General features: G+C 72.3%; 22 protein-coding genes. 16 read left to right on the plus strand and 6 right to left on the minus strand.

The features are described 5' to 3' along the window. The first annotated feature begins 102 nt into the window (after positions 1–102). The 4 genes from AB0N68_RS14705 (at position 103) to AB0N68_RS14720 (ending at position 4,174) form a co-directional block, all read left to right on the plus strand. Positions 103–963, plus strand: coding sequence for an ABC transporter permease subunit (locus AB0N68_RS14705; RefSeq protein WP_101846949.1), 861 nt, complete (start codon positions 103–105; stop codon positions 961–963). Continuing rightward, positions 950–2,722, plus strand: a complete 1,773-nt coding sequence (locus tag AB0N68_RS14710) for a branched-chain amino acid ABC transporter ATP-binding protein/permease (RefSeq protein WP_280566658.1) — start codon at positions 950–952, stop codon at positions 2,720–2,722. The genes AB0N68_RS14705 and AB0N68_RS14710 overlap by 14 nt, the downstream gene beginning before the upstream one ends. Beyond that, positions 2,719–3,411 carry an ABC transporter ATP-binding protein gene (locus tag AB0N68_RS14715; protein WP_268777127.1) on the plus strand — a complete coding sequence of 231 codons (693 nt, stop codon included), beginning with the start codon at positions 2,719–2,721 and terminating at the stop codon, positions 3,409–3,411. Before AB0N68_RS14710 ends, AB0N68_RS14715 begins: the two co-directional genes overlap by 4 nt. A 112-nt stretch (positions 3,412–3,523) precedes the next feature. After that, complete coding sequence (locus AB0N68_RS14720) at positions 3,524–4,174, plus strand: HAD-IA family hydrolase (RefSeq protein WP_259952055.1); 651 nt, start codon at positions 3,524–3,526, stop codon at positions 4,172–4,174. 38 nt (positions 4,175–4,212) lie between these two features. Here AB0N68_RS14720 and AB0N68_RS14725 read toward each other — a convergent pair whose 3' ends face one another. Together AB0N68_RS14725 and AB0N68_RS14730 are read right to left on the minus strand one after the other, a co-directional pair. Continuing rightward, on the minus strand, positions 4,213–5,028 hold the full coding sequence (locus tag AB0N68_RS14725) for an SDR family NAD(P)-dependent oxidoreductase (RefSeq protein ID WP_259952053.1): 816 nt from the start codon (positions 5,026–5,028) through the stop codon (positions 4,213–4,215). A gap of 53 nt (positions 5,029–5,081) precedes the next feature. Next, a complete protein-coding gene (locus tag AB0N68_RS14730; protein WP_363333001.1) occupies positions 5,082–5,930 on the minus strand; it encodes an SDR family NAD(P)-dependent oxidoreductase in 849 nt (282 codons plus the stop codon). A 144-nt stretch (positions 5,931–6,074) separates the two neighbouring features. Between AB0N68_RS14730 and AB0N68_RS14735 the strand changes: the two genes are divergently transcribed. The 5 genes from AB0N68_RS14735 to AB0N68_RS14755 are packed head-to-tail and all read left to right on the plus strand — an operon-like array spanning position 6,075 to position 10,835. Then, positions 6,075–7,529 carry an APC family permease gene (locus AB0N68_RS14735; protein ID WP_280566665.1) on the plus strand — a complete coding sequence of 485 codons (1,455 nt, stop codon included), beginning with the start codon at positions 6,075–6,077 and terminating at the stop codon, positions 7,527–7,529. Between the two features lie 39 nt (positions 7,530–7,568). Continuing rightward, on the plus strand, positions 7,569–8,408 hold the full coding sequence (locus AB0N68_RS14740) for a molybdenum cofactor biosynthesis F family protein (RefSeq protein ID WP_280566668.1): 840 nt from the start codon (positions 7,569–7,571) through the stop codon (positions 8,406–8,408). Between the two features lies 1 nt (position 8,409). Further along, a complete protein-coding gene (locus AB0N68_RS14745; RefSeq protein ID WP_280566670.1) occupies positions 8,410–10,053 on the plus strand; it encodes an amidohydrolase in 1,644 nt (547 codons plus the stop codon). Positions 10,054–10,078: 25 nt separating this feature from the next. Beyond that, a complete protein-coding gene (locus AB0N68_RS14750; RefSeq protein WP_025103854.1) occupies positions 10,079–10,435 on the plus strand; it encodes a YidH family protein in 357 nt (118 codons plus the stop codon). Positions 10,436–10,448: 13 nt separating this feature from the next. Further along, positions 10,449–10,835 (plus strand): DUF202 domain-containing protein, encoded by a 387-nt coding sequence (locus AB0N68_RS14755; protein WP_313366427.1) that lies wholly within the window; start codon positions 10,449–10,451, stop codon positions 10,833–10,835. A gap of 66 nt (positions 10,836–10,901) precedes the next feature. Here AB0N68_RS14755 and AB0N68_RS14760 read toward each other — a convergent pair whose 3' ends face one another. The 4 genes from AB0N68_RS14760 to AB0N68_RS14775 all read right to left on the minus strand — a co-directional run bounded on the left by AB0N68_RS14760 (position 10,902) and on the right by AB0N68_RS14775 (position 16,191). Beyond that, positions 10,902–12,368 (minus strand): GMC family oxidoreductase, encoded by a 1,467-nt coding sequence (locus AB0N68_RS14760; RefSeq protein WP_429977495.1) that lies wholly within the window; start codon positions 12,366–12,368, stop codon positions 10,902–10,904. Between the two features lie 26 nt (positions 12,369–12,394). Beyond that, positions 12,395–13,873, minus strand: a complete 1,479-nt coding sequence (locus AB0N68_RS14765; RefSeq protein WP_280566678.1) for an aldehyde dehydrogenase family protein — start codon at positions 13,871–13,873, stop codon at positions 12,395–12,397. 48 nt (positions 13,874–13,921) lie between these two features. After that, positions 13,922–15,526, minus strand: coding sequence for an HNH endonuclease signature motif containing protein (locus AB0N68_RS14770; protein WP_280566680.1), 1,605 nt, complete (start codon positions 15,524–15,526; stop codon positions 13,922–13,924). 227 nt (positions 15,527–15,753) lie between these two features. After that, positions 15,754–16,191 (minus strand): Lrp/AsnC family transcriptional regulator, encoded by a 438-nt coding sequence (locus AB0N68_RS14775; protein ID WP_187663516.1) that lies wholly within the window; start codon positions 16,189–16,191, stop codon positions 15,754–15,756. A 150-nt stretch (positions 16,192–16,341) separates the two neighbouring features. Between AB0N68_RS14775 and AB0N68_RS14780 the strand changes: the two genes are divergently transcribed. The 7 genes from AB0N68_RS14780 to AB0N68_RS14810 all read left to right on the plus strand — a co-directional run bounded on the left by AB0N68_RS14780 (position 16,342) and on the right by AB0N68_RS14810 (position 24,274). Next, complete coding sequence (locus AB0N68_RS14780; protein ID WP_187663515.1) at positions 16,342–17,454, plus strand: thiamine pyrophosphate-dependent enzyme; 1,113 nt, start codon at positions 16,342–16,344, stop codon at positions 17,452–17,454. Continuing rightward, positions 17,451–18,479 (plus strand): alpha-ketoacid dehydrogenase subunit beta, encoded by a 1,029-nt coding sequence (locus AB0N68_RS14785; RefSeq protein WP_280566685.1) that lies wholly within the window; start codon positions 17,451–17,453, stop codon positions 18,477–18,479. Before AB0N68_RS14780 ends, AB0N68_RS14785 begins: the two co-directional genes overlap by 4 nt. Further along, a complete protein-coding gene (locus tag AB0N68_RS14790) occupies positions 18,476–19,894 on the plus strand; it encodes a dihydrolipoamide acetyltransferase family protein (RefSeq protein WP_280566687.1) in 1,419 nt (472 codons plus the stop codon). The genes AB0N68_RS14785 and AB0N68_RS14790 overlap by 4 nt, the downstream gene beginning before the upstream one ends. Before the next feature lie 135 nt (positions 19,895–20,029). Next, complete coding sequence (locus AB0N68_RS14795) at positions 20,030–21,349, plus strand: MFS transporter (protein ID WP_363333006.1); 1,320 nt, start codon at positions 20,030–20,032, stop codon at positions 21,347–21,349. 119 nt (positions 21,350–21,468) lie between these two features. Continuing rightward, positions 21,469–22,659: a thiolase family protein gene (locus AB0N68_RS14800; protein ID WP_280566690.1), complete on the plus strand. Its 1,191-nt coding sequence runs from the start codon at positions 21,469–21,471 to the stop codon at positions 22,657–22,659. Next, positions 22,656–23,402, plus strand: a complete 747-nt coding sequence (locus tag AB0N68_RS14805) for an enoyl-CoA hydratase/isomerase family protein (protein ID WP_259952026.1) — start codon at positions 22,656–22,658, stop codon at positions 23,400–23,402. The genes AB0N68_RS14800 and AB0N68_RS14805 overlap by 4 nt, the downstream gene beginning before the upstream one ends. Next, on the plus strand, positions 23,399–24,274 hold the full coding sequence (locus AB0N68_RS14810) for a 3-hydroxyacyl-CoA dehydrogenase family protein (protein ID WP_268777139.1): 876 nt from the start codon (positions 23,399–23,401) through the stop codon (positions 24,272–24,274). The genes AB0N68_RS14805 and AB0N68_RS14810 overlap by 4 nt, the downstream gene beginning before the upstream one ends. Positions 24,275–24,283: the final 9 nt, after the last annotated feature.

Below are 24,283 nucleotides of genomic sequence, written 5' to 3' on the forward strand. Positions count from 1 at the left end.
CAGGCTCAGCGACCCACGCCGGGTCCCCGCGCTTCGACAGGCTCAGCGACCCACGCCGGATCCCTGAGCCTGTCGAAGGGCCCTCACCAGAAAGGACGCCTGATGCTCCAAGGCGCCATCGCCGGACTCGCCGCCGGCGGCCTCTACGCCGTCCTCGGCGTCTGCCTCACCCTCATGTCACGCCTCGTGCGCGTCGTGAACTTCGCCCAGGCCGCGACCGGCATGTTCGGCGCGTTCACCGCCGTGTGGTTCGTGCGCGAGATCGGACTGCCCATCTGGCTCGGCTCGATCCTCGGCGTCCTCGTCGCGGGCCTGCTCGCCGCGGCCATCGGCTTCATCGCCGCGACCTGGCTGTCGGAGGCCTCGACGACGACCCGCTCCGCCATGACGGTCGGCCCGCTCCTGCTGCTCATCTCGCTGTCGTTCATCCTGTTCGGCAACAAGCCACAGCCGTTCACCCCGATCATCGCCGGGCCCGCGTTCTCCTTCGGCGGCGTGGTCATCAGCCAGGTCACCGTCGCGACGGTGGCGATGGCCGTCGTCACCGCCGTCGCCGTCCGCATCGTGCTGCGCCGCACCAGGGTAGGCACCCAGCTGCGCGCGCTGTCGGAGCGGCCGACCACGGCGGAGCTGCTCGGCATCCGCTCCCGGCCGCTGTCGATCGCCGTCTGGTTCGTCACCGGGATCATCAGCGCCATCGCGATCATCATCGTCGCGCCCTCCCAGTCGAACGACGCCACGAGCCTGTCCATGCTCATCGTCCCCGCTGCGGCGGCCGCGCTCCTGGGCGGCTTCCGCCGGCTCGACCTCGCCGTCGTCGGCGGGCTGCTCCTCGGCGTCCTCGGCGGACTCGTCGCGCAGATCGACGAAGTGGCGCTCGTGCGCAACTTCCTGCCGTTCCTGTTCATCGTCGTCCTGCTGCTCTGGACGCAACGCAAGGAGGTGTGGGATGCCGCTCGCTGACCGCCCCTGGTTCCGGATCACCTGGCCGTTCGCCGTCGCCGTCGTCGGCATCGGCGCGGGCGCGCTCCTCAGCGCCGCCCTTCCCGGCTACTTCGTCTTCCTCGCGATCAGCGCCGTCACGGCCGCGATCGCGATCCTCGGCCTGGGCATCGTCACCGGCTCGGCCGGGATGATCGCCCTGTGCCAGCTCACCTTCGCCGCGGTCGGGGCGTGGATCGTCTCCCTGCTGAACGTGATGCAGGCGCCCGGCGGCTTCCTCGTCTGGCTCGCGCTCGGCGGTGTCGCGGCCGGTCTCGTCGGCATCCTCGTCGGCCTCCCCGCCCTGCGGCTGCGTGGCGTGAACCTCGCCGTCGTGACGCTCGGATTCGCGGCCGCGGCGGACGTCACACTCGTGCAGATCCAGTTCCCCGGCTCCGCGGACGGCATCGCGATCGAGCGGCCCGCGCTGTTCGGCAGTGACCGGGAGTTCTTCTTCCTCTCCATCGTCGTGCTGGCCGTCTGCGGCCTGGCGGTGTTCTTCCTGCAGCGCGGACGCTGGGGCGCCAGCTGGAAGGCCGTCGCATTCTCCGAGCGGGGCACGGCCGCGGCCGGGCAGAGCGTGCGCACCGCGAAGCTCACCGCCTTCGCGGTGTCGGCGGCCCTCGGCGGCATCTCCGGCGGGCTGCTCGCCGGACAGGTGCAGCTCCCCTTCGCCTCGAGCTTCACACCACTGCAGTCCCTCGCCCTGTACGTGCTGGCGATCATGTCCGGCGCGCACCTCATCGACATGGCCATCTTCGGCGGACTGCTCTGGGTGCTCGTGCCGGAGCTGCTCAAGCGCTGGGGCGTGCCGCAGGACTGGGGCTTCGTGGTGTTCGGCGTGCTGGGCGTCCAGGCCCTCACGAGCGGCACGAACCTCGGCCAGGGCATCCGCAACCTCCTGTACCGGCGGGCCGACCGGCGCACGGCCACCGCGGAGCTCACGGCGCTCCCGCCGGACGCGGGAACCGATGCGACGGCGATCACCACGACCACGACGGCCACCGTCGACGAGGCCGCCCTCGACGGCGCCCCGGTGCTCACGGTCGACGGGCTGACCGTGCAGTTCGGGGCGCTCAAGGCCCTCGACGACGTCTCGTTCACCGTGCCCGCCGCCTCGATCATGGGGCTCATCGGTCCGAACGGTGCCGGGAAGTCGACCTTCGTCGACGCCATCAGCGGGTTCCTCCCCCAGCACGAGGGCCGCGTGCTCCTCGGCGACCGCGACCTCGCCGGGCTCTCCCCCACCCGGCGCGCCCGCCTCGGACTGCGACGGACCTTCCAGCAGGACCGCGTCCCGCCGGCGCTCACGGTGGGCGGCTATGTGCGCTTCGTGGCCCGGCGGCACCTCGCCGCGGCGGACATCGACGAGGTCCTCGCGTTCTTCGGGTGCCCGCCGGCCCGGGCGCGCCTCTCGAGCGTCGACGTCGGCACCCGGCGGCTCGTGGAGGTCGCGGCGAACGTCGCCGCCCGCCCGCGCCTGCTCATCCTCGACGAACCCGCCGCCGGCCTCTCGCACGAGGAGCATCTGGCGCTCGCGGCTCGCCTCCGCGAGCTCCCCGGGCGCTACGGTGTGGCCCTCATCATCATCGAGCACGATCTGGACCTCGTCCGCTCGGTGTGCCCGACCCTCACGGTCCTCGACTTCGGCCGCGTCCTGGCGAGCGGCCCGCAGGCCGAGGTCCTCGCGAACCCCGACGTCGTCAAGGCGTACATGGGAGAGACGGAGCTGCTGAAATGAGCGAACTGGTGCTCGACGGGGTGACGGTGAGCCGCGGCGCCGGGCCGGTCATCTCGGACGTCTCGCTGCGGGTCGTCGGTGGCGAGGTCCTGGCGCTGGTCGGCCCGAACGGCGCCGGCAAGACGAGCCTGATCGAGGCGGTGTCCGGCGTGACACCGCACTCGGCCGGGTCGATCCTGCTGGACGGGGATCCGATCGACCGGCTCTCCCGCGTGGCGCGAGCCCGGCGCGGCATCGTGCACATCGAGCAGGGGCGGGCCGTGTTCCCGTCGCTGACCGTGCGCGAGAACCTCTCCCTCACGGCACGCACCGCCGGCGAGATCGAGGCCGTGCTGGCGCAGTTCCCGGAGTTGGAGAAGCGCATCGACTCCCCCACGGCGCTGCTGTCGGGTGGGGAGCAGCAGATGGTGGTGCTGGCACGGGCGTTCGCGGCGAAGCCCCGGGTGCTGCTCATCGACGAGATGTCCCTGGGCCTCGCGCCGGTGGTGTTCTTGCGCCTGATGCCGATCGTGTCGTCGATCGCGGAGTCGGGGGTGGCGGTGCTGCTGGTGGAGCAGTTCACGCAGCTGGCGCTCGGTCTCGCGCAGGAGGCGGTGGTCGTCGCCGGCGGCCGCGTGTCGTTCCAGGGCGCCCCGCAGGCCCTCCAAGACGACCCCGCCCTCCTCCACCGCGCCTACCTCGGGGGCTGAGTGTCCCGTCGACCCACCCCGTTGCGTTCCTCCCGGCCCCGTGCGTACGTGCGCAGGGGGCCGGGGCGCGCGAAAGGGGGTGGGTCGGCGGCGTGGGGGTTAGCCTGAGGGAGTGACCGAGATCCTCCACGCCCGCGCCGCCCTCCTCGACATGGACGGGACCCTCGTCGACTCGACCGCCGTCGTGGAGCGCCTCTGGCTCGCCTGGGCGGAGCCGCACGGGATCGATCCGGAGACCGTGCTCCGCACTGTCCACGGGCGGCAGGGGCATCAGAGCATGGCGATCCTGCTCCCCGAGCGCGACCACGCGATCAACCTCCGCGAGAACGAGGTCATGCTCGCCACCGAGGCCTCGGACGTGGACGGTGTGATCGGCATCCCGGGTGCCGAGGACCTGCTCGCCGCGCTGCAGCCGTTCCCGCACGCCGTGGTCACCTCCGCCAACGTCGCCCTCATGACCGCGCGGATGGGTCAGGCCGGGCTCACGGTCCCCGAGCTCGCCGTCACGGCGGAGAACGTCTCCGCCTCGAAGCCCGATCCGGAGGGCTTCCTCCTCGCCGCCCGCACGCTCGGCATCGACCCCGCGGACTGCGTCGTGTTCGAGGACTCCGGCGCCGGCATCCAGGCCGCCCACGCCGCGGGCATGCGCGTGATCGGCATCGGACCGCACGCCGCAGCCCACGCCCCGACCGCGCACGTCGACGACCTCACGCACGTCGCCGTGGTCCGGACCGACGACGGCTTCGAACTCCGCATCGACTGACGCGGAGGGCCGGAACCGCCGCTCGACCCTGACCCGCGCTACATCCCGGCGTGGTCGAAGGCGATGGTCGGCACGTCGACCACGTGCGACCCGCCGTCCGCCACGATCACGGCGCCGGTGATGTACGACGACTCCCCCGACCCGAGGAAGCGGACGACCGAGGCGATCTCGGCGGGCCGCGCGGGGCGGCGCAGCGGCACATCGGCGGTGACCGTCGCGTACCCCTCCTCCCGGGAGCCGAGGCCGGCATGCGCGGCGAACTCGTCCATCTCCTCGTCGGCCATCGGCGTCTGCACCCACCCGGGGCAGATCGCGTTGACGCGCACGCCGTGGCGCCCGTAGTCGCGCGCGAGCGTCCGGGTGAGGCCGATGAGCGCGTGCTTGCCGACCGTGTATCCGGCCACCGACGGCCCCGCGAAGAGTCCGGCCAGCGACGAGACGATCACCACCTGCCCCTTGGCCTCGATCAGCGCCGGCAGCGCCTCGCGTGCCATCACGAACGCGGTGGTGAGGTTGGCGCGGATCGCCGCGTCCCAGCTCGCGTCGTCGGTCTCGGCGACCGGCGAGAACCCGTGTCCCCCGGCGTTCGCGACGAGGACGTCGATCCGGCCGAACCGCGCGAGGATCTCGGCGATCGCGGCCTGCGCCGACGCGGTGTCCGCCGCATCGGCGACGACGGGCAGGGCTCCGACCGCGCGCTCGACCTCGTGCAGCGGCTCCGGCCTGCGGCCCACCACGACGACGTGCGCCCCCTCGGCCGCGAACCGCTCCGCGACCGCTGCGCCGATGCCCGTGCCGCCTCCGGTGATGACGACGACGCGTCCGGAGACGCTTGATCCGACCACGGTTGCCATGTGTGCTCCTGTGTGTTCTGCGCGCGTGCGCTGTGGGGCCGGACGCGGTCGCGTCAGGCGGGGAATCCCGACCGGGCGGTGTACCCGAAGTCGCTGAGGAGGGTGGTGCCGTTCACGGCCCGGCTCCTCGGGGAGAGGAGGTACGTCACGTGCCCGGCGACCTCGTCGGCGCTCTGCACGGGGAAGGCGGGGTCGGCGAAGGCCTCCGAACCGAGATCCCCGCGGCTCATCGGAGTGTCGACGATGGACGGTGCCACCGCGTTCACCCGCACCCCGGTGCCGGCGAGGTCGACCGAGAGCGCCCGCCCGAACTGCACGAGCGCCGCCTTCGATGCGGCGTAGGGAGCCATCCCCGGCGAGGCCACGACGGCCGAGTCGCTCGCGAGCAGCACGACGGACCCCGCGGCGGACTCCCGGAGCGCCGGGATCGCGTGCTTGAGCACGAGGAACGCACCGGTGACGTTGACGGCGAGGACGCGGTTCCACTCCTCCAGTGCGGTCTCCTCGATCGGCGTGCCGACCGGGCCGGAGATCCCGGCGCAGCAGACCACCGCATCGAGACCGCCCAACGCGCGGATACCGGCGTCGACCGCGGCGGCCACCTGCTGTTCGTCCGTGACGTCGGCGGCGAGCAGCACCGGATCGGCGCCGGCGACCGCGGCGGCGTCCCGGAGCGCAGCCGCGTCCCGGTCGAGCAGCGCGACCCGCACCCCTTCGCCGGCGAGCGCCCGGACGACGGCACGGCCGATGCCGCTGGCGGCCCCCGTGACGAGGGCCGTCGTGCCGTCGAGCTGCAGGTCCATCGCGTCCTCCGACCGCGGCCCGGCGCCGCGCGGCGCCGACGAGACAGCGGTGTCGTCCCGGTCATCCTGCTCCGCGGGGCGAAGGGGCCGCACGCCCACCGGCGGGGTGTGCGCGGTGGCACCATCGTCCTTCGCTCACGGTCAAGCGCCGGATCGAGGCGGCGAGCAGACTCGCTCTATCGACGATTCCCCTCGTCGTCGATGCCGTGTCCGCACGGCCGTCACCCGAGCAAAGGAGCCGACGTGGCAGAGCAAACCTCCGCACCCACGACGCCGCACCACACCTCCCTCCGCCCCGGCGCCCTCGGCGTCGCCGGCATCGTCTTCCTCGTCCTGGCCGCCGTCGCGCCGCTGACCGGGATCGTCGTCGTCGCCTCCCTCGCCATCGCCCTGGGCAACGGCGGCGGCACCCCGATGTCGTTCTTCCTCGTCGCGGCCATCCTGCTGCTGTTCGCGATCGGCTACGCCCAGATGTCGAAGCAGCTCGTGAACGCGGGAGGCTTCTACGCCTTCGTCGTGAAGGGCCTCGGCCGCACCGGCGGACTCGTCGCGGGCCTCATCGCGACGCTCGGCTACAACTTCTTCGTCGTCGGCACGATCGGCACCAGCGGCTTCTTCATGCAGACGATCATCCGCGACCTCACCGGTCTCGACGTGCACTGGCTCGTCTGGGGCCTGCTGTCGATCGTCGTCTGCTTCGTCCTCGCCCGGATCGGCGTCGACTTCAGCTCGAAGATCCTCGGCGTGTGCCTCGTGCTCGAGGTGCTCATGCTCGTCGTGTTCGACGTCTCCGTGCTCGTGCAGACGGGGTACGACGTCGCCGCGTTCAGCCCGGAGGCCGTGTTCTCCGGCTCGCTGCCCATCGGCCTGCTGCTGGCGGCGACCGGCTTCCTCGGGTTCGAGGCCACTGCGCTCTTCAGCGAGGAGGCCAAGCAGCCGCTGCGCACGATCCCGCGGGCGACCTACACCTCGATCATCGCGATCGGCGTGATCCTCGGCGTCACGACCTGGGCCGTGGTGAGCGCGACCGGCGTCGCACAGGCGCAGGCCACGGCCCTGGAGCACCTGCCCACGGGCGACCTCATCTTCTCGCTCTCGCAGCAGTACCTGGGCGGTCCGCTCACGACCGTGATGATGGTGCTGCTCCTGGTGAGCCTGTTCGCGGCGATGCTCGCGTTCCACAACTCGGCCACCCGCTACCTGTACTCGCTGGGTCGCGCGAAGATCCTCCCCCAGGCCCTCGCTCGCACCCGCCCGAACGGTGCCCCGCAGCTCGCCGGCATCGTGCAGGCCGGCTTCGCGGCGATCGTGGCGATCCTGTTCGCCCTCGCCGGCGCCGACCCCATCGTCACGCTCGTGCCCGCGATGCTCGGCTTCGGCACCCTCAGCGTGCTGATCCTGCAGGGGCTCGCGGCGATCTCGATCGTCGTGTACTTCCGGCGCCGGAACGACCCGCGGTGGTGGAGCACGTTCATCGCGCCGGGCATCGGCTTCCTCGGCATCGCGGCCATCTCGATCCTGGCGATCGTGAACTTCAACATCGTGGCCGGCTCCGAGGAGCTCGCGATCCGCCTGATGCCGCTCCTGCTCGTGCTCGCGCTGATCGGCGGCATCGTCTACGCCGCCTACCTCCGCCGCGCCAAGCCCGCCGTCTACGACGGCCTCGCCACCGACCTGGAGCGGTTCAGCGACCGCTGACGCCCGCGCCGACCCCGTTCCCCGAAGGAAGGAATCCCCATGACGACCCTCAACCCCGCCGACACCTCCACCTGGCTGCCACTGGAAGGCCTCGCGCCCGGTTTCGACGCCAACAAGGCCCCGCACAGCACCGCGCTCAGCGGTCGCGAGATCGCTGTCGTCGACGCCCGCGGCACCCGCATCGTCCACCGCTTTGACGACTCGACGGTCGCCTGGGAGTACCAGCCCGGCGCCGAGGACCCCACGGAGGCCGCGTCCGACACCGACGACTACGAGGCGTTCGAGGTCGACGACGAGCTCTACTTCGTGCAGTTCCACCACCGCTACCTCCCGAACGAGGCGGTCTCGCTCGTGCTCGATCTGCGGCACGGACGCTCCCTCGCGGTGATCTCCGAGATCCTCCCCGCGCCCGAGCAGGGCCGCACCCGGGTGCAGCACCACTTCGCCCCCGGCACCATCGAGGGCGCCGCGGTCACCGGTGCCGAGGCCGCACCCACGACCACGCTCATCGGCCGCCGCGTCGAGTGGGTCTACAGCGAGGAGCACGCCTACGAGCACGTCTACCTCTCCCCGCGCTGGTACTCGTGGCAGTGCCTGGCCGGTCCGGAGCGCGGGCTCGCCGACACCGACGAGAACAGCGTGTGGGAGGTCCGCCCCGGGATCTACATCTTCGCGTGGCGCGAGAAGGTGATCCCGTGCGCCTCGGTGACGATCGCCGACCACCGCGACGTGAACGCGATCCGCTCCCACGGCGTGCTGTTCGGACTGGACGAGAGCGGTGAGGTGCCGACGCACTTCACGTTCGGCGCACACGGCCGCCTGCTGTCGACCACCCACCACTCCCCGTCGCTCGAGCCCGCGACCTTCGGAGACGCCTGACATGACCGACGTCGCCGACCTCATCGTCACCGGTTCCGTGATCCGCACGTCGGACCGCGCCCGTCCGCGCGCCGAGGCCTTCGCCGTACGAGACGGACGGATCCTCGCCGTCGGCGACCGCGCCGACGTGGAGGCGTTCCGGGGCCGCCGCACGCAGGTCGTCGAGGTCGGCGACGCGGCCGTCTATCCCGGGTTCGTCGACGTGCACAACCACCACGCCCTCGCCGGACGGACCGAGCTCTTCGAACTGTCGCTGGCCCCTTCCCTCACGCTCGACGAGATCCTGGACCGGGTGCGGGAGAAGGCGCAGACCCTGCCCGAGGACGCCTGGATCGTCGGCGGCGCCGTGGCAACGACCCTGCTTCCCACCCTCGCCAACACCGCCACGCGGTTGCGTCTCGACGAGGCAGCGGGCGGACGGCCGGTGGCGCTCATGGAGGACTCCCGCCACAACCGGTGGGCCAGCACCCGGGCGCTGGAGCTGGCCGGCATCACTGCGGACAGCATCCCGACCTCCGGGGTGACGCTGCTCGACCCCGACGACGGCACCCCCACCGGCGTACTCCTGGAAGCCGCCGGCATCCCGGTGCAGGAGGCGTACGACCGCAGCGGCGGACTCACCGCGGAGCAGCACGCGGCCGCCTCCCGTCGCGGGATCGAGCTGCTGAACTCGTTCGGGATCACGGCGTTCCAGGACGCGGGGGTCTCCGTCGACATCCTCGCCGCGCTCGCCGGACTCGACCGCGCCGACGAGCTGCACGCCTGGGTGGTCTCCTCGCTCCTCATCAACGACGAGATCTTCGGGTTCGACCCCATCGGCGCTCCCCTGCTCGACCGCGGCGAGGAGTTCCGCACGCCGCACCACCGTCCCGACTTCGTGAAGATCTTCCTCGACGGCGTCCCGCCCGCCCGCACCGCCTCGTTCCTCGACCCGTATCCGGCGGATCCGGTGCACGGGGCGCACTTCCACGGCGAGACGACCATGACCCTCGACGAGCTCACCGACTGGCTGCGGGCCGTCGCCGCCCGCGGTCTCGGGGCCAAGGTGCACTGCACCGGCGACGGGTCCGCACGCCTCGTCCTGGACGCCGCCGAGCGCCTGCGCGCGGAAGGCTTCACGACGCCGGTGCAGATCGCGCACGGGCAGTTCCTCGCGGAGAGCGACATCCCCCGACTCGCGGCGCTGGACGTCTCCGCCGACATCTCCCCGTTCATCTGGTACCCGGGCGTCATCCCCCAGGCGCTGGCGGACGTGCTGGGAGAGCGTGCCGAGCACTCGCAGCCCAACCGCGCACTCCTCGATGCCGGGGCCCTCGTGGCCGGCGGCTCGGACTGGCCGGTGAGCGAGTCGCCGAACACGCTCGAGGGCCTGCAGGGGCTCGTGACACGGGCCGATCCGCTCGGTCGGGCCGCGGGCACGCTCTGGCCGGAGCAGGCGATCTCGGCCGAGGAAGCGCTGGAGGTCTTCACGATCAACGCCGCGACGGCGATGGGGCTCGGCGCCGAGACCGGGTCCCTGACCCCCGGCAAATCGGCCGACTTCGTGATCCTGGAACGGGATGCGATCGGCGGACCGGCGGAGGAGATCGTGCACACCGAGGTCGTCTCGACGTGGTTCGCCGGGCGCCCGGTGCACGAGCGCTGAGCGCGCCGCGCCGTACGATGGGCGCATGCGCCGCTTCCCCGCCTCCGTCTATCGGGTCGGGGACGAGCCCGACCCCCGGTTCTCCCTCGCCAACGAACGCACGTTCCTGGCCTGGACCCGGACCGGCCTGGCGCTGATCGCGGGCGGCGTCGCTCTCGAGGTCCTCGGCCTCGACCTGCACCCCGGGTTCCGGCTGGCGGCCTCGCTGCTGCTGATGATCGCCGGCACGGCCGTGGCGCCGCTCGCGTGGTTCGAGTGGATGCGGGCGGAGCGCGCCCTCCGGCAGGGACGACCGCTGCCCGGCGCGCTGTCGGCGGTGGTGCTCGCGGTGGTCGTGGTGACGACGGGGCTGCTCGTCCTCGCCGGGGTGCTGTGGCGCTGAGCGAGGCCTGCCGATGACCGCCCCCGATACTCCGGTGCCCGCCACCCCTGCCCCCGATCTGTACGACCCCGGGCTGCAGCCGGAGCGGACGGAGCTGGCCTGGCGGCGCACGGCCCTCGCGATCGCGGTCGGCTCGCTGCTGTCGCTGCGGGTCTTTCCTCTCGTGCTGCCGAGCGGCGCCGAGGGGTGGGGCCTCGTGCCTGGCGTGCTGGGCGTCGGCACGGCGGCACTGCTCTGGATCGCCGCGCGCCGTCGGCAGCGTCGGACGACCGCGGTGCTCACCGCGCGGGCGCGCGGCCCGCTGCCGGGCGGCGGTCTCCCGCTCGCGCTGACGGTGTTCTCGACCGGGTTCGGGATCGTCGCCCTCGCGCTCGTGGCCGTGACGCTGCTCACGCGCTGACGCGCAGGAGCGCGAGGCGATCGCGACAGATGCCGTGATCGCCCCGCGTCCCCTCGCCGCCCTCCCTCAGTCCGCGAGGATGAATCGCGCGCCGCGTTCGCCGATCATGGCCGCGGGCGCGTTGGTGTTGCCGGTGGGCACGGTCGGCATGACCGAGGCGTCGATCACCCGGAGCCCCTCGATCCCGCGCACCCGGAGCTGCGGGTCGACCACGGACTCCGGGTCGGAGCCCATGCGGCAGGTGCCGACCTGGTGGTGATAGGTGATGGCCGTGCGGCGCACCCACTCCTCCACGTCGTCGTCCGCCACGTCCAGGCCGGGGTAGACCTCGACCGCTCCCCACTCCTCGGCGAGCGCAGGCTGCGTGCCGATGCGGCGGCACTGGCGCACGGAGGCCGCGAGGGCGTCGGCGTCGCGCTGATCCTCCAGCGCCGCCAGGTCGATGTGCGGCAGGTCGTCGACGCCGGGGCCGGTGAGGCGCAGCTCGCCGCGGCTGTACGGCGTCACCAGGCCCGCCATGAGCGTGAACCCGTCGGTGCCGCGCGGCTCCAGCTCGCCCCACATGGGCACGGAGAAGTGGATGGGCTGCGTGTCCGGCTGCGCGAGGCCGTCCCGGCTGCGCCAGAACAGGTGGCTCTGCGTGACGGACACTCCCGGCTGCGGCGGGCCGACGGGCTTCTTCTCGGTCGCGAAGATCACGGGTGACAGGAGGTGGTCGTGCAGATTCTTGCCGACGGCGGGGGCATCGAGCACGACGGGGATGCCGAGGGCACTCAGCTCGGCAGCGGGACCGATGCCCGAGCGGAGCAGGATGACGGGCGTGCCGAGTGCTCCCGCGGAGAGGATGACCTCGTCCGCGAACACCTCCTCGGTGTCATCGCCCTCCCCGAGCCGGATGCCGACCGCGCGCCCGTCGCGCACGATCACGGAGTGGACGGCGCGACCGGTGAGGATCGTCATCCGGTCGGCGACGGGCTGCGCGTAGGCGGTCCAGGTGTTGACGCGGCGGCCGTCCCTGATCGTGACCTGCTCCTGCGACACCCCGTCGAGGGTGCCGCCGTTGTAGTTCGGGTTGCGCGGCAGCCCCTCCTCCACCGCGGCATCGATGATCGAGGCCTGGATGGGCGAGAGCGCGTAGTCGTCGGTCACGGGCAGCAGGTCGTTCTCGATCGCGTCGTAGATCGGCTCGACCTCGGCCCACCCCCATCCGGTCGCCCCTGCCGCCTCCCATGCGTCGTAGTCGGAGGCCGCGCCGCGCACCCAGATCATGGCGTTCAGCGCGTGCGAACCGCCGGTGACCTTCCCGCGAGGCAGATGCAGACGACGACCGGCCGCGTGCGGCTGCGGCACGGTGAAGAAGTCCCAGTCCTCAGCGGAGTGCCAAAGCTCGCCCGCCCGCGAGGGGTCGTGGATGGCCGGGTTCGTGTCGTAACCACCCGCCTCGACGAGCGTCACCGCGACACCGGCGTCGGTGAGACGCCGCGCGACGATGGCGCCCGACGTACCGGCTCCGACGACGATCGCGGAGCGCACCGCGCCGCTGTTCGTCGCGGCCACGCTCAGGCCTTCCGGGCGGGTCCGGAGACGACCTGGGTGACCGCGACGGACTTGAGCCCCTCGACGCCGAACTCCAGCCCGTAACCCGAGCTCTTCACCCCGCCGAACGGCACCATCGGGTGCAGCCCGCCGTGCGAGTTGATCCACACCGTGCCGGACTGCATACGCGCGGCGACGGCGCGGGCCTCCTCCGGGTCGCTCGCCCACACCGAGGCTCCGAGGCCCACATCGAGGGCGTTCGCCAGCGCGAAGGCCTCGTCGACGTCGCTGTACCGGATGACGGGGAGGGCCGGGCCGAACTGCTCCTCCTGGACGAGCGCCGCATCGTTGTCGATGTCGGCGACGATGGTCGGCCGGTAGAACAGCTCGCCGAGGTCGGATGCCGGCTCGCCACCCGTGACGATCCGGGCGCCGCGGCTCTTCGCGTCGTCGACGAGGCGGCTGACGATGTCGAACTGCGGGCGGTTCTGCAGCGGTCCGAGCACGTTGGCCTCGTCGAGGCCGTTGCCCATCGGCACCTGCTCGGCGATCGCGGCGAGGGCGTCCACGACCTCGTCGTACACGGAGTCGTGCACGTAGAGGCGCTTCATGGCGGCGCAGGTCTGTCCGGTGTTGATGAACGCGCCCCAGAAGAGGTCTTCCGCGATGGCCGACGGATCCGTGCCGGGGAGCACGATGCCCGCGTCGTTGCCGCCCAGCTCCAGCGTGAGGCGGGCGAGGTTGCCCGCGGAGCTCTCGATGATGCGGCGCCCGGTCGCGGTGGAGCCGGTGAACATGATCTTGGCGATGTCGGGGTGCGAGGCGAGGCGGGCACCCACCTCACGGTCTCCGGAGACCCCGATGAGGACGTCGGCGGGCAGCACGTCGTTCATGACGGCGAGCATCGCCAGGACGCTCAGCGGCGTGTACTCACTGGGCTTCGCGACGACCGTGTTGCCCATGCGCAGCGAGGGGCCGATCTGCCAGATCGTGATCATGAGCGGCCAGTTCCACGGCCCGATGGCCCCGACCACGCCGGCGGCCTTGTAGACGAGTTCGGCGTGCAGCGTCTCGTCGTCGACGAGCACCTGCGGCTCGAGTACCGTGGTGGCGTTGGTGCGCAGCCAGGCCGAGCAGGCGCCGAGCTCGAACCGCGCGTTGGGGCCGTTCAGCGGCTTCCCCTGCTCCCGCGACAGAAGGTAGGCGAGCCCTTCGGCGTTCGCGTCGATGGCGTCGGCCGCGGCCAGGAGGAGTGCGCTCCGCCTCTCGTGTCCCAGCGCCTCCCACGCGGGCTGCGCGGCCTTCGCGCGGGCGATGGCATCGTCGAGGTCCGCGACCGTGGCCACGGGCGCGCGTCCGATGACCTCCCGCGTCGCGGCATCGGGGATCTCGCGACCCTCGCCGCGCGGGGGCTGGATACGGTCGAGCAGCGCCGCGGCGGCGGACGCCGCAGAATCGGTGGATCCGGAGTCGACGGCTACGGGAACGGCGGAATCGGACATCGGTGTCTCTCCTTCGAGCGGGTCACGGCGCGGACGCCGGTCTTCTTCTCATTCTCGGTCGGCCCTTCCCGCCGCACTTGTCGCGGAGTGCGCCGGAGATGTCCCCGCGCGAAGGATGCGTCCGCGGACCGGTCCCGCGTGAGCGAATCGGGCCCCCGTCCGGTCCGGGGAGCCGGGAAGCGCCGGGCGCGGCGTGCGCCATCGTCGTCTCGGATCCCACCAGGCCGGCCCTCGCACCTGCGGCACTCCCCCTCGCATGCGGATCTGCCAGCCCGAGGTGTCCAACGTGCGGTGATGGTGCCAGCACAGCGCGACGCCGTTGTCGGTGTGGGTCGGACCCCCGCGAGCGTGCTCCGTGACGTGGTGGATCTCGCACCAGGCGGCCGGGACGTGACAGCCGGGGATCAGACACTCGCCGTCCCGCACGCCGATCGCCCGGCGCTGCGCGGGGGTGAAGATCCGGTCGCTCGACCCGAGCCCGACGATCCTTCCTCCGGCACCGAGCACCACGCGCTGGACTGTCCCTCCGCACGCCGTGTGCGCGGCCACCCGCGTCGACACCGGCGTCTCGACGCCCTCGACCCGCGCCCAGCCGTGCCCCGTGGCATAGTCCTCGGCGGCGACCGTGACCACGAGTGTCGGGGCGGCACCGCCCAGCCGCGGCATGTCGTCGTGCCGGGCCGCGATCCCCAGAGCCGCCGCGAGCGCGTCGTGCTGCTTCTGTGCCCGCGTGCGCCCGTCGACCATCCCGCCGGGATCGCCGGCCGGGAGCACATCGTCGTCCGGGGACACCGCGGTGTCCCGCCGCTCGGCATCGGAATCATCAAGTTCTGCGGACGGCACGAAGTGGACACCGGGAAGCGGCGGACCGTCGACCTTCGGGTTCAGATACGCGTCCCAGATCCGTTGCAGCTGCCCCGCGACCTCGGGCAGCAGCGCGCCCCTGACCGGGATCACGCCGTCCTTGGCGCGGCCCAGCACGACGCCCCGGGCCCGCAGCGCGATGTCTTCCGCAGGCTCCGCGCCGTCCGGATCGAGGTACTGCACGATCATCTGCGCCCGCACCCTCAGGTCCTCGGGCGTCGGTGCCGGCCCGGTCTCGTTCTCGTCATCATCACTGTTCTCGGCGCCCTCGCAACTCTCCTCGCCCCGCGCGACCTCCGCCAGATACGCGTCGGCCTCCCAGCGGTCGGCGAGGCGCACGCGAGGGCCGGCCTGCTCGATCGGCCCGGTCGCGGCCAGCAACCCGGTCACCCCGATCGCCCCGTCGAGGAGGGCCTCGCGCAGCGCCGGCCACCGCGCCGGCAGCCACTCCCCGGAGGAGAGGTCGACCTCGCGCCGCACCAACCGCGCGCTCTTCACGAGGCGCGCGGCGGACGCGCCGTCAGTGCGGAGCACACGCTGCAGCAGCTCGTTCATCGAGCGGCAGCCGAACCGTCCGCAGAACGCCGGTTCCCCGGACCCTGCCGGACGCGGATCGGCGCTCGCCACCGCGTCCACGATCACAGCCTCCACGCGTCGCTGGATCTCGCCCGCGACCCGCAGCAGGTCCATCATCTCCCGCGCGTCGAGAGCGCCCACCGTGCCGGATCGCAACACGGCGTCGAGAGCGACGAGCGTGTCGTCGAGAATCGCTGCCGGGGTGCTTTCCATACGACGATTCAACAGAGGGCCACCGACATTGCGAGGCCCGATAATCCCCGTTCAGCGCAATATTCCGATACGCGCGAGGGACTCTTCCTGCATCCACAGAGACCCGCGATCGACATTCCCCAGCACCGCAGCATCCACACCGCCTGCCGCCGCCGAAACCCCCGCACCTCACCGGCGCCCGCCGCACCCCAGGGAGAGCCCCGTACCCTCGACCGCGGGAGAGAACGTCACGCCCGGTCGGAGTCCTCGAAGATCAGGATCGTCCGCGTCGAGCGGATCGACGGGATCGCCTGGATGTCCTCCAGCACGATGCGGCGCAGGTCGCGGGCGTCGTTCGCGCGCACGAGCAGCAGCACGTCGAAGTCGCCGCCGACGAGCGCCATGTGCTCGATCTCCGGGATCGCCCGGAGCCGCGCGCTCACCTCCTGCCAGGTGGCCTGCTCGATCGCGAGCGTGACATAGGCACTCGCGTGATGCCCCAGCAGCACGGGGTCGGTGCGCACGGTGTATCCCGTGATCACCCCGGCGTCGGTGAGGCGCTTGATCCGCGCATGCGCCCCCGCCCGCGAGATGTGCACCGCCTCGGCGATCGCGGTCATGGACGCCCGCGCATCCCGCCGCAGCTCCGCGAGGATCGCGCGATCCGTCTCGTCCAGCGCCGCCATGACACCCCTCTCGCGTCCGGGAAATCCTGACACTTCGGACGCCATTCTGACATGTGAAGCGCAATCGTCCACGATCACCCGACGGATCTTGGATGAGTGTCGCATGCGCGGCATGCTGTCCTCATCGAGTTCGGCAAGGAAGGCGGACGGATGCACCCCCACGACATGCTCCCGCGCGACACCGCGGTACGACTGATCGCCGAGGACGGGACCACCCTCCCCGACGAGACCTACGCGCTCCCCGCCGCCGACGTCCTGCTGGCGGCGTACCGTGGCCTCGTCGAAGGCCGTCGTATCAACGATCAGGCCGGCGCGCTCGTGCGCCAGGGCCGCCTCGCGGTCTACCCGTCGTCGCACGGCCAGGAGGCCTGCCAGGTGGCGGCGGCGATGGTGCTCGGCGACACCGACTGGCTCTTCCCCACCTACCGCGACTCGGTCGCCGTGATCGCCCGGGGTGTCGCACCTGCGGAAGCGATGGTGCTCCTCAAGGGCGACTGGCACTCGGGTTACGACGTCCGCGCGCACCGCGTCGCCCCGCAGGCGACCCCGCTCGCGACCCAGCTCCTGCACGCGGTCGGCTTCGCGCAGGCGGCGAAGCACCGCGGCGAGGACACCGTGGTGCTCGCGCTCTGCGGCGACGGCGCGACGAGCGAGGGCGACTTCCACGAGGCGATGAACTTCGCCGCCGTCTTCCACGTCCCGGTCGTGTTCTTCGTGCAGAACAACGAGTTCGCGATCTCGGTCCCCCTCTCCCGGCAGACCGCCGCCCCCTCCCTCGCCCACAAGGCGGTCGGCTACGGCATGCCGGGGCAGCGCGTCGACGGCAACGACGTGGCCGCGGTCCTCGCGGTGCTCACGGAGGCCGTCGACCGCGCCCGCGCCGGCGGCGGCCCCTCCCTCATCGAGGCCCACACGTACCGCATGCAGGCGCACACCAACGCCGACGACGACACCCGCTACCGCGAACGCGAGGAGGTGCAGGCCTGGCTCGCCCGCGATCCGCTGCTCCGCCTGCGCGCGCACCTCACCGCGACGGGGACGCTGGACGACGAGGCCGAGACGCGCTTCGCCGCGGGCGCGGAGGAGATCGCCGCCGCCATGCGCACCGCCCTGAACACCGATGCGGAGCTCGACCCGGAAGACCTCTTCCGCTTCGTGACCGCGACCCGCTCGCCCCAGCGGGAGGAGCAGTGGCAGCTCCTCCGCGACGAGATCGCCCGCTCCCACCCCGCCGAGACGATGACGACCGGAGGCGCCCGATGACCATCGCCGAGCACGAGACGCCGGTCGCGACGACCGTCGGCACCACCACGACCATGACCATGGCCGCCGCCCTCAACCGCGCCCTCGCGGACGCCCTCGCCGCCGACCCCGACGTGGTCGTGTTCGGAGAGGACGTGGGAGCCCTGGGCGGCGTGTTCCGCATCACCGACGGGCTCACCGCCCGCTTCGGCGAGGACCGCTGCTTCGACACCCCGCTCGCGGAGTCCGGCATCATCGGCACCGCCGTCGGCATGGCGATGAACGGGATGCGCCCTGTGGTCGAGATGCAGTTCGACGCCTTCGCCCTCCCCGCGTTCGAGCAGATCGTCAGCCACGTCGCGAAGCTCGGCAACCGCACCCGCGGCGGGATGCGCATGCCGCTCGTGATCCGCATCCCCTTCGGCGGCGGCATCGGGGGCGTCGAGCACCACTGCGACTCGTCCGAGGCGTACTACGCGCACACGCCCGGCCTCACGGTCGTGAGCCCGTCCACCCCGCAGGACGCCTACTCGCTGCTCCGCGCGGCCATCGCCTCGCCGGACCCCGTGGTCTTCCTGGAACCGAAGAAGCTCTACTGGTCGAAGGGCGAGGTCGACACCGCGGTGACCGCGGAGATCGGCTCGGCGCGCATCGCCAGGGACGGCACCGATGTGACCCTCCTCGCGTACGGGGCCTCCGTGCCGCTCGCGCTGGAGGCGGCGGAGGTCGCCGCGGGCGAGGGACGCAGCGTGCAGGTGGTCGACGTGCGCTCCCTCTCCCCCTTCGACGACGAGACGGTCACCGCGGCGGTACGGTCCACGGGACGCGCGGTCGTGATCGCCGAGGCCCCGGGCTTCGTCAGCGTCGCCTCCGAGATCCAGGCCCGGGTGTTCGAGCGCTGCTTCGAGTACCTGGAGGCCCCCGTGCGGCGGGTGACCGGGTTCGACACCCCCTACGCGCCCCCCAAGTTCGAGCACTGGTACCTGCCCGACGTCGACCGCGTGCTCGACGCGATCGACTCGCTGCACTGGGAGCACGACGCATGAGCACGCCTGTGAAGACCGCCGCCCGCGTGTTCCGCCTGCCCGACCTCGGCGAGGGACTGACCGAGGCCGGCCTCGTGCAGTGGCTGGTGGCCGTCGGCGACACGATCACGACCGACCAGGCCATCGCCGAGGTCGAGACCGCGAAGAGCGTCGTCGAACTGCCCTCGCCGTTCGCGGGTGTCGTGACGGCGCTGCACGGCACGCCAGGCGACACCATCGACGTCGGAGCCCCGGTGCTGGAAGTCGCCGACCCCGGCAGCGAGGAGACCGCGTCCGCGCCGCAGGCCCCCGCCACACAGCCCGAGCACGAGGCGTACCGGCAGGAGGAGCGTGCGGGGTCGGGCAACGTCCTCATCGGGTACGGAACCTCCGCGTCCGCCTCGACGGGTCGGCGACGGCGCCCCGCGGCGTCACGCCCCACGCCGGCGCCGGTCTCGACAGCGCCCGCACCCGCAGCACCCGCCTCGACCGCTCCGGAGTCAGCCGCACCGGTCGCCCGCGACGCCGCACGACCCGCGCCGGTCGCCGTACGCTCGCCGCTCGTGCGGCGCCTCGCCCGCGATCTGGGCCTCGACGTGCACGCGATCTCCCCCACCGGAGCGGACGGGGCGATCACCCGCGCCGACGTGCTCCGCGCCGCTGTGGACCACGCCGTGGACGGCGTCGCCGCGGCCCCGACGCCGACCTCCGCGACCGCTCCCACCGGCGAGATCGACGGCCTCCCGGTCCGCAGCAGGGAGCGCCTCTCCCCGCTGCGTCGCACCGTGAGCGCCCGGCTCGCCCGCAGCCGGTCCGAGATCCCCGAGGCCACCGTGTGGGTCGACGTCGACGCCACCGATCTCTGGAATCTCCGCGCTCAGATGGCTCCCGACGGCGGGAAGGCCCCGTCGATCACGGCGCTGCTCGCGCGGTTCGTGCTGCTCGCGCTTGAGGACTACCCCGTGCTCGCCTCGCGGCTCAGCGACGACGGCTCCGAGCTGATCTCGTTCGAGGGCGTGAACCTCGGCGTCGCCGCCGACACCGAACGCGGCCTCCTCGTCCCGGTCGTCCCGCACGCGCACCGGCTCACTGTCACCGACCTCGACGCCGCCCTGCGCGAGCTCGCGGCCACCGCGCGCGCCGGCACCCTGCCGCCCGAGCGGCTCCGCGGATCCACCTTCACCCTCAACAATTACGGCGGGCTCGGGGTCGACGGCTCGGCGGCGATCATCAACCACCCCGACGTCGCGATCCTCGGCATCGGCCGGATCATCGAGCGCCCCTGGGTCGTGGACGGGGCGATCGTGCCGCGTCGCATCGTCCAGCTCTCCCTCGTGTTCGACCACCGGGTCTGCGACGGCGGGTACGCGGCGGGATTCCTCCGCCGCGTGGTGGAGCTCATCGAGCATCCGCTCCGCGCCTTCGGGAGGGTCTGAGGTCGATCCGGCCGGCGAACCCTCGTGGGCGGAGCGCCGATACGCTACGCTCGGCGATTACTGACCGATCATTCGGTAAGTCATCGCCGACGTACCCGCGTCGGTGCTCCCCCCTCGCAGAACAACGGAGTTCGCATGACCGCAGCCACCGCAGCCGCCTCGTCGACCGGAAGGATGCCCGCAGAGGAGCGGCGCGTCCTCGCCGGCACCCTCGTGGGGACGTCGATCGAATGGTACGACTTCTTCATCTACGCCCAGGCGGCGGGCCTCGTGCTCGCCCCGCTCTTCCTCGCTCCCATCGCGGAGTCGAGCCCCGGGCTCGCCCAGGTGCTCTCCTTCGCGACCATCGGCATCTCGTTCCTCTTCCGCCCGCTCGGTGCGATCGTCGCCGGGCACCTCGGCGACAAGCTCGGCCGGAAGAAGATGCTCGTCTTCACCCTCGTGATGATGGGACTGTCCACGTCCCTCATCGGCCTGCTGCCGACGTACGCCGCCATCGGCGTCGCCGCCCCGATCCTCCTGATCCTCCTGCGCATCCTGCAGGGCTTCTCGGCCGGCGGCGAATGGGTCGGCGCAGCCCTGATGGCCGTCGAGCACGCCCCGTCGGCGCGACGCGGCCTGTTCGGCGCGTTCCCGCAGATCGGCGTGCCGGTCGGCATGATCCTCGCCACCTTCACCCTGTGGGCGCTCACGAGTTCGATGTCCCCCGAGGCCTTCCTCGAGTGGGGCTGGCGTATCCCGTTCCTGCTCTCCATCGTGCTCATCGCGGTCGGCTACGTCATCCGCCGCGCCGTCGACGAGAGCCCCGTGTTCGAAGACCTCCGCCGCCGCCGCAAGGAGGCCTCGGCCCCGCTCGGACAGCTCTTCCGCGCGCACACGAAGAAGGTCGTGCTCACGGCCGTCATCTTCATCGCGAACAACGCCGCGGGCTACCTGCTGATCGCCTTCTTCGCGACGTACGCGGTCACGGGCCTCGGCATGGAGCGCCCGCCGGTGCTGCTGGCGACGACGCTGGCCTCGTTCGGGTGGCTGATCTTCACCCTCTGGGGCGGGGCGCTCTCCGACCGTCTCGGCCGGATCCGCACGTTCCAGATCGGGTACGTCGCCCTTGCGGTGTGGGCGATCCCGATGTGGTTCCTCATCGACACGGCGAACATCGTCTGGTACTTCGTGGCCCTGTTCGTCATGACGTTCGCGCTCGGACTCTCGTACGGCCCGCAGGCGGCGCTGTACGCCGAGATGTTCCCTGCGAACGTGCGGTACTCGGGCGTCTCGATCGGCTACGCCCTCGGGGCCATCCTCGGCGGCGCGTTCGCACCGATGATCGCGGAGGCGCTGCTGAACCAGTTCCACGCCGCGTGGACGATCGGCGTGTACATCGCAGTCGCGTCGATCATCTCGCTCATCGGCGTCTCGCTGGTGAAGGAGACGAAGGGCGTGGATCTCAGCGTCTGACGCCCGGTCCGGGATCGCGGCCGGCCGTGCGCCTGTGCCATAATTACCTTACGATCGGTCAGTAATTCACGACCGGCCGCTCCCGGACCACACCAGGACGACGAAGTCAGGAGATCCGCATGCCAGAGGCCTACCTCGTCGGAGGGGTCCGCACCCCGGTCGGCCGTTACGGCGGCACCCTCTCCGCCGTCCGTCCCGACGACCTCGCGGCGCTCGTGGTCGGCGAGGCCGTGCGCCGCGCCGGGCTCGACCCGGCGCGTACCGAGCTGGACGAGGTCATCCTCGGCGCCGCCAACCAGGCCGGAGAGGACAACCGGAACGTGGCCCGGATGGCCGTGCTCCTCGCCGGTCTCCCCGACACCGTGCCGGGCATCACGGTCAACCGCCTGTGCGCCTCCGGAATGTCCGCCGTGACCATGGCCGCGCAGGCGATCCGCGCGGGCGACGCCGATCTCCTCGTCGCCGGCGGCGTCGAGTCCATGACCCGCGCCCCCTGGGTGCAGGCCAAGCCAGAGAAGGCGTGGGCGAAGCCCGGAGCCGCCTTCGACACCTCCATCGGCTGGCGCTTCCCGAACCCGCGGCTCGCCGCGCGGGACAAGGCCACCTTCACCATGCCGGAGACGGCGGAGGAGGTGGCCAGCGTCGACGGCATCACGCGCGCCGAGGCCGACGCCTTCGCCGTCCGCTCCCAGCAGCGCGCCGCCGCCGCGATCGCCGCGGGCCGCTTCGTCCCGGAGATCGTCGGCGTGCCGGTCCGCGACGGCGAGGTGCTCGTCGACGAGGGCCCGCGTCCGGACACGACCCTCGAGGTGCTCGCGCGCCTCCGCCCCGTCGTCGCCGGCGGAGAGGTCGTCACGGCCGGCAATTCCAGCGCCCTCAACGACGGCGCCTCGGCCGTGCTCGTGGCGAGCGCCGAAGCCGTCGAGCGCCACGGACTGACGCCCCGCGCGCGGATCGTCGTCGGCACCTCCGCCGCCCTGGCTCCGGAGATCATGGGACTCGGACCGGTCCCCGCGACGGAGAAGGCGCTGCGCCGTTCGGGGCTCTCCCTCGACGACATCGGCGCGGTGGAGCTCAACGAGGCGTTCGCCTCGCAGTCGCTCGCCTGCATCCGGCGGCTCGGCCTCGACGAGGACCGCGTGAACGCCGACGGCGGAGCCATCGCCCTCGGCCACCCTCTCGGCTCGTCCGGCTCACGCCTGCTCGTGACGCTGATGGGACGCATGGAGCGCGAGGACTCCCGCTACGGCCTCGCCACGATGTGCGTCGGCGTCGGCCAGGGCGCGGCCGTGATCCTGGAGAAGGTGTGAGGGGCGCGGACGAGCCGCTGCTCGTCACCCGCACCGCGGACCGCGTCGTCGCGACCCTGAACCGTCCGCACAAGCGCAACGCGATCGACCAGGCCACGATCGACGCCCTGCACGCGCTGTGCGCCGAGCTGGAGGAGATGCCGCGCACGCTCATCCTCACCGGCGCCGACGGGGTGTTCGCGGCGGGCGCCGACATCGCGGAGCTCCGGGACCGTCGCGCCGACGACGCCCGTCGCGGCATCAACGCCCACGCGTTCGTCCGCGTCGCGGAGCTGCCGATGCCGGTGATCGCCGCGATCGACGGCTACGCGCTCGGCGGTGGCGCGGAACTCGCGTATGCCGCCGACATCCGCCTCGCGACGCCGACCCTGAAGATCGGCAACCCGGAGACCGGCCTGGGCATCCTCGCCGCCGCCGGAGCGAGCTGGCGGCTCAAGGAGATCGTGGGCGACGCCCGTGCCATCGAACTGCTGCTCACGGGACGCACCGTGCACGCCGAGGAGGCCTTCCGCATCGGGCTCGTCTCCTCGCTGCACGAACCCGCCGATCTCCTCGCCGCCGCCCACGCGGTCGCCGACCGCATCGCCCGCAACGACCCCGCGGCGACCATCGCGACCAAGCGGGTCTTCCGGGCGCCGCGCGACCAGCACCCCGCAGCCGACCTCGAGGAGCAGGCCGCGCTGTTCGAGAGCCCGGAGAAGCACCGTCGCATGACCGCCTTCCTGGAACGGAGAGACCGATGAGCACGCCCTCCTCCCCCGAGGCCGCAGTCCCGGCCCGCGTCGGCGTGCTGGGTGGCGGACGCATGGGCGCCGGTATCGCCCACGCCTTCCTCCTCGCCGGATCCCCCGTGACCGTCGTCGAGCGGGACGACGACGCCGCCGCGGCCGCCGCCGCCCGCGTGCACGCGTCGATCGACGCCTCGCTCTCCCGCGGCACGGCCGTCGAGACCGCCGAGGCGTATCGCGCCCGCTTCGCGACCGGGACCGACACCGCACTGCTCGCGGACTGCACCCTCGTCGTCGAAGCCGTCCCGGAGGAGCTGTCGCTCAAGATCGAGGCGCTCACCCGTGTCGAGCAGCACCTCGCGGACGATGCGGCGCTCGCGTCCAACACCTCGTCCATCTCGATCGACGAGCTCGCAGCCGTGCTCGACCGCCCCACCCGGTTCCTCGGGATGCACTTCTTCAACCCCGTGCCCGCCTCCACGCTCGTGGAGGTCGTGCGCGGCGCCGCGACCGCGCCGGACCTCGTCGCGGACGCGGCTTCCTGGGTCCGCGCGCTGGGCAAGACGCCCATCGTCGTCGCCGACGCCCCCGGTTTCGCGTCCTCCCGCCTCGGCGTCGCCCTCGGCCTCGAGGCGATCCGGATGCTCGAGGACGGCGTCGCCGACGCCGCCGACATCGACGCCGCCATGACCCTCGGCTACAAGCACCCGGTCGGGCCGCTCCGGCTCACCGACATCGTCGGGCTGGACGTCCGGCTCGGCATCGCCGAGTACCTCGCGGCACAGCTCGGGCCGCGGTTCGAACCCCCGGCCCTGCTGCGCCGCCTCGTCGCCGAGGGACACCTCGGCCGCAAGAGCGGACGCGGCTTCTACGAATGGGACGACTGATGAAGGGAA

Origin of the sequence: Microbacterium meiriae, from assembly GCF_040685015.1 — a bacterium.
In the GTDB taxonomy this organism is placed as follows: Bacteria; Actinomycetota; Actinomycetes; order Actinomycetales; family Microbacteriaceae; genus Microbacterium; species Microbacterium meiriae.

Coding starts and splice junctions, on each gene's coding strand:
- AB0N68_RS14710 (WP_280566658.1), top strand. CDS start 950: ATGCCGCTCGCTGACCGCCCCTGGTTCCGGATCACCTGGCCGTTCGCC.
- AB0N68_RS14750 (WP_025103854.1), top strand. CDS start 10,079: ATGCGCCGCTTCCCCGCCTCCGTCTATCGGGTCGGGGACGAGCCCGAC.
- AB0N68_RS14755 (WP_313366427.1), top strand. CDS start 10,449: ATGACCGCCCCCGATACTCCGGTGCCCGCCACCCCTGCCCCCGATCTG.
- AB0N68_RS14715 (WP_268777127.1), top strand. CDS start 2,719: ATGAGCGAACTGGTGCTCGACGGGGTGACGGTGAGCCGCGGCGCCGGG.
- AB0N68_RS14780 (WP_187663515.1), top strand. CDS start 16,342: ATGCACCCCCACGACATGCTCCCGCGCGACACCGCGGTACGACTGATC.
- AB0N68_RS14740 (WP_280566668.1), top strand. CDS start 7,569: ATGACGACCCTCAACCCCGCCGACACCTCCACCTGGCTGCCACTGGAA.
- AB0N68_RS14790 (WP_280566687.1), top strand. CDS start 18,476: ATGAGCACGCCTGTGAAGACCGCCGCCCGCGTGTTCCGCCTGCCCGAC.
- AB0N68_RS14765 (WP_280566678.1), bottom strand. CDS start 13,873: ATGTCCGATTCCGCCGTTCCCGTAGCCGTCGACTCCGGATCCACCGAT.
- AB0N68_RS14810 (WP_268777139.1), top strand. CDS start 23,399: ATGAGCACGCCCTCCTCCCCCGAGGCCGCAGTCCCGGCCCGCGTCGGC.
- AB0N68_RS14725 (WP_259952053.1), bottom strand. CDS start 5,028: ATGGCAACCGTGGTCGGATCAAGCGTCTCCGGACGCGTCGTCGTCATC.
- AB0N68_RS14795 (WP_363333006.1), top strand. CDS start 20,030: ATGACCGCAGCCACCGCAGCCGCCTCGTCGACCGGAAGGATGCCCGCA.
- AB0N68_RS14705 (WP_101846949.1), top strand. CDS start 103: ATGCTCCAAGGCGCCATCGCCGGACTCGCCGCCGGCGGCCTCTACGCC.
- AB0N68_RS14775 (WP_187663516.1), bottom strand. CDS start 16,191: ATGGCGGCGCTGGACGAGACGGATCGCGCGATCCTCGCGGAGCTGCGG.
- AB0N68_RS14785 (WP_280566685.1), top strand. CDS start 17,451: ATGACCATCGCCGAGCACGAGACGCCGGTCGCGACGACCGTCGGCACC.
- AB0N68_RS14745 (WP_280566670.1), top strand. CDS start 8,410: ATGACCGACGTCGCCGACCTCATCGTCACCGGTTCCGTGATCCGCACG.
- AB0N68_RS14770 (WP_280566680.1), bottom strand. CDS start 15,526: ATGGAAAGCACCCCGGCAGCGATTCTCGACGACACGCTCGTCGCTCTC.
- AB0N68_RS14800 (WP_280566690.1), top strand. CDS start 21,469: ATGCCAGAGGCCTACCTCGTCGGAGGGGTCCGCACCCCGGTCGGCCGT.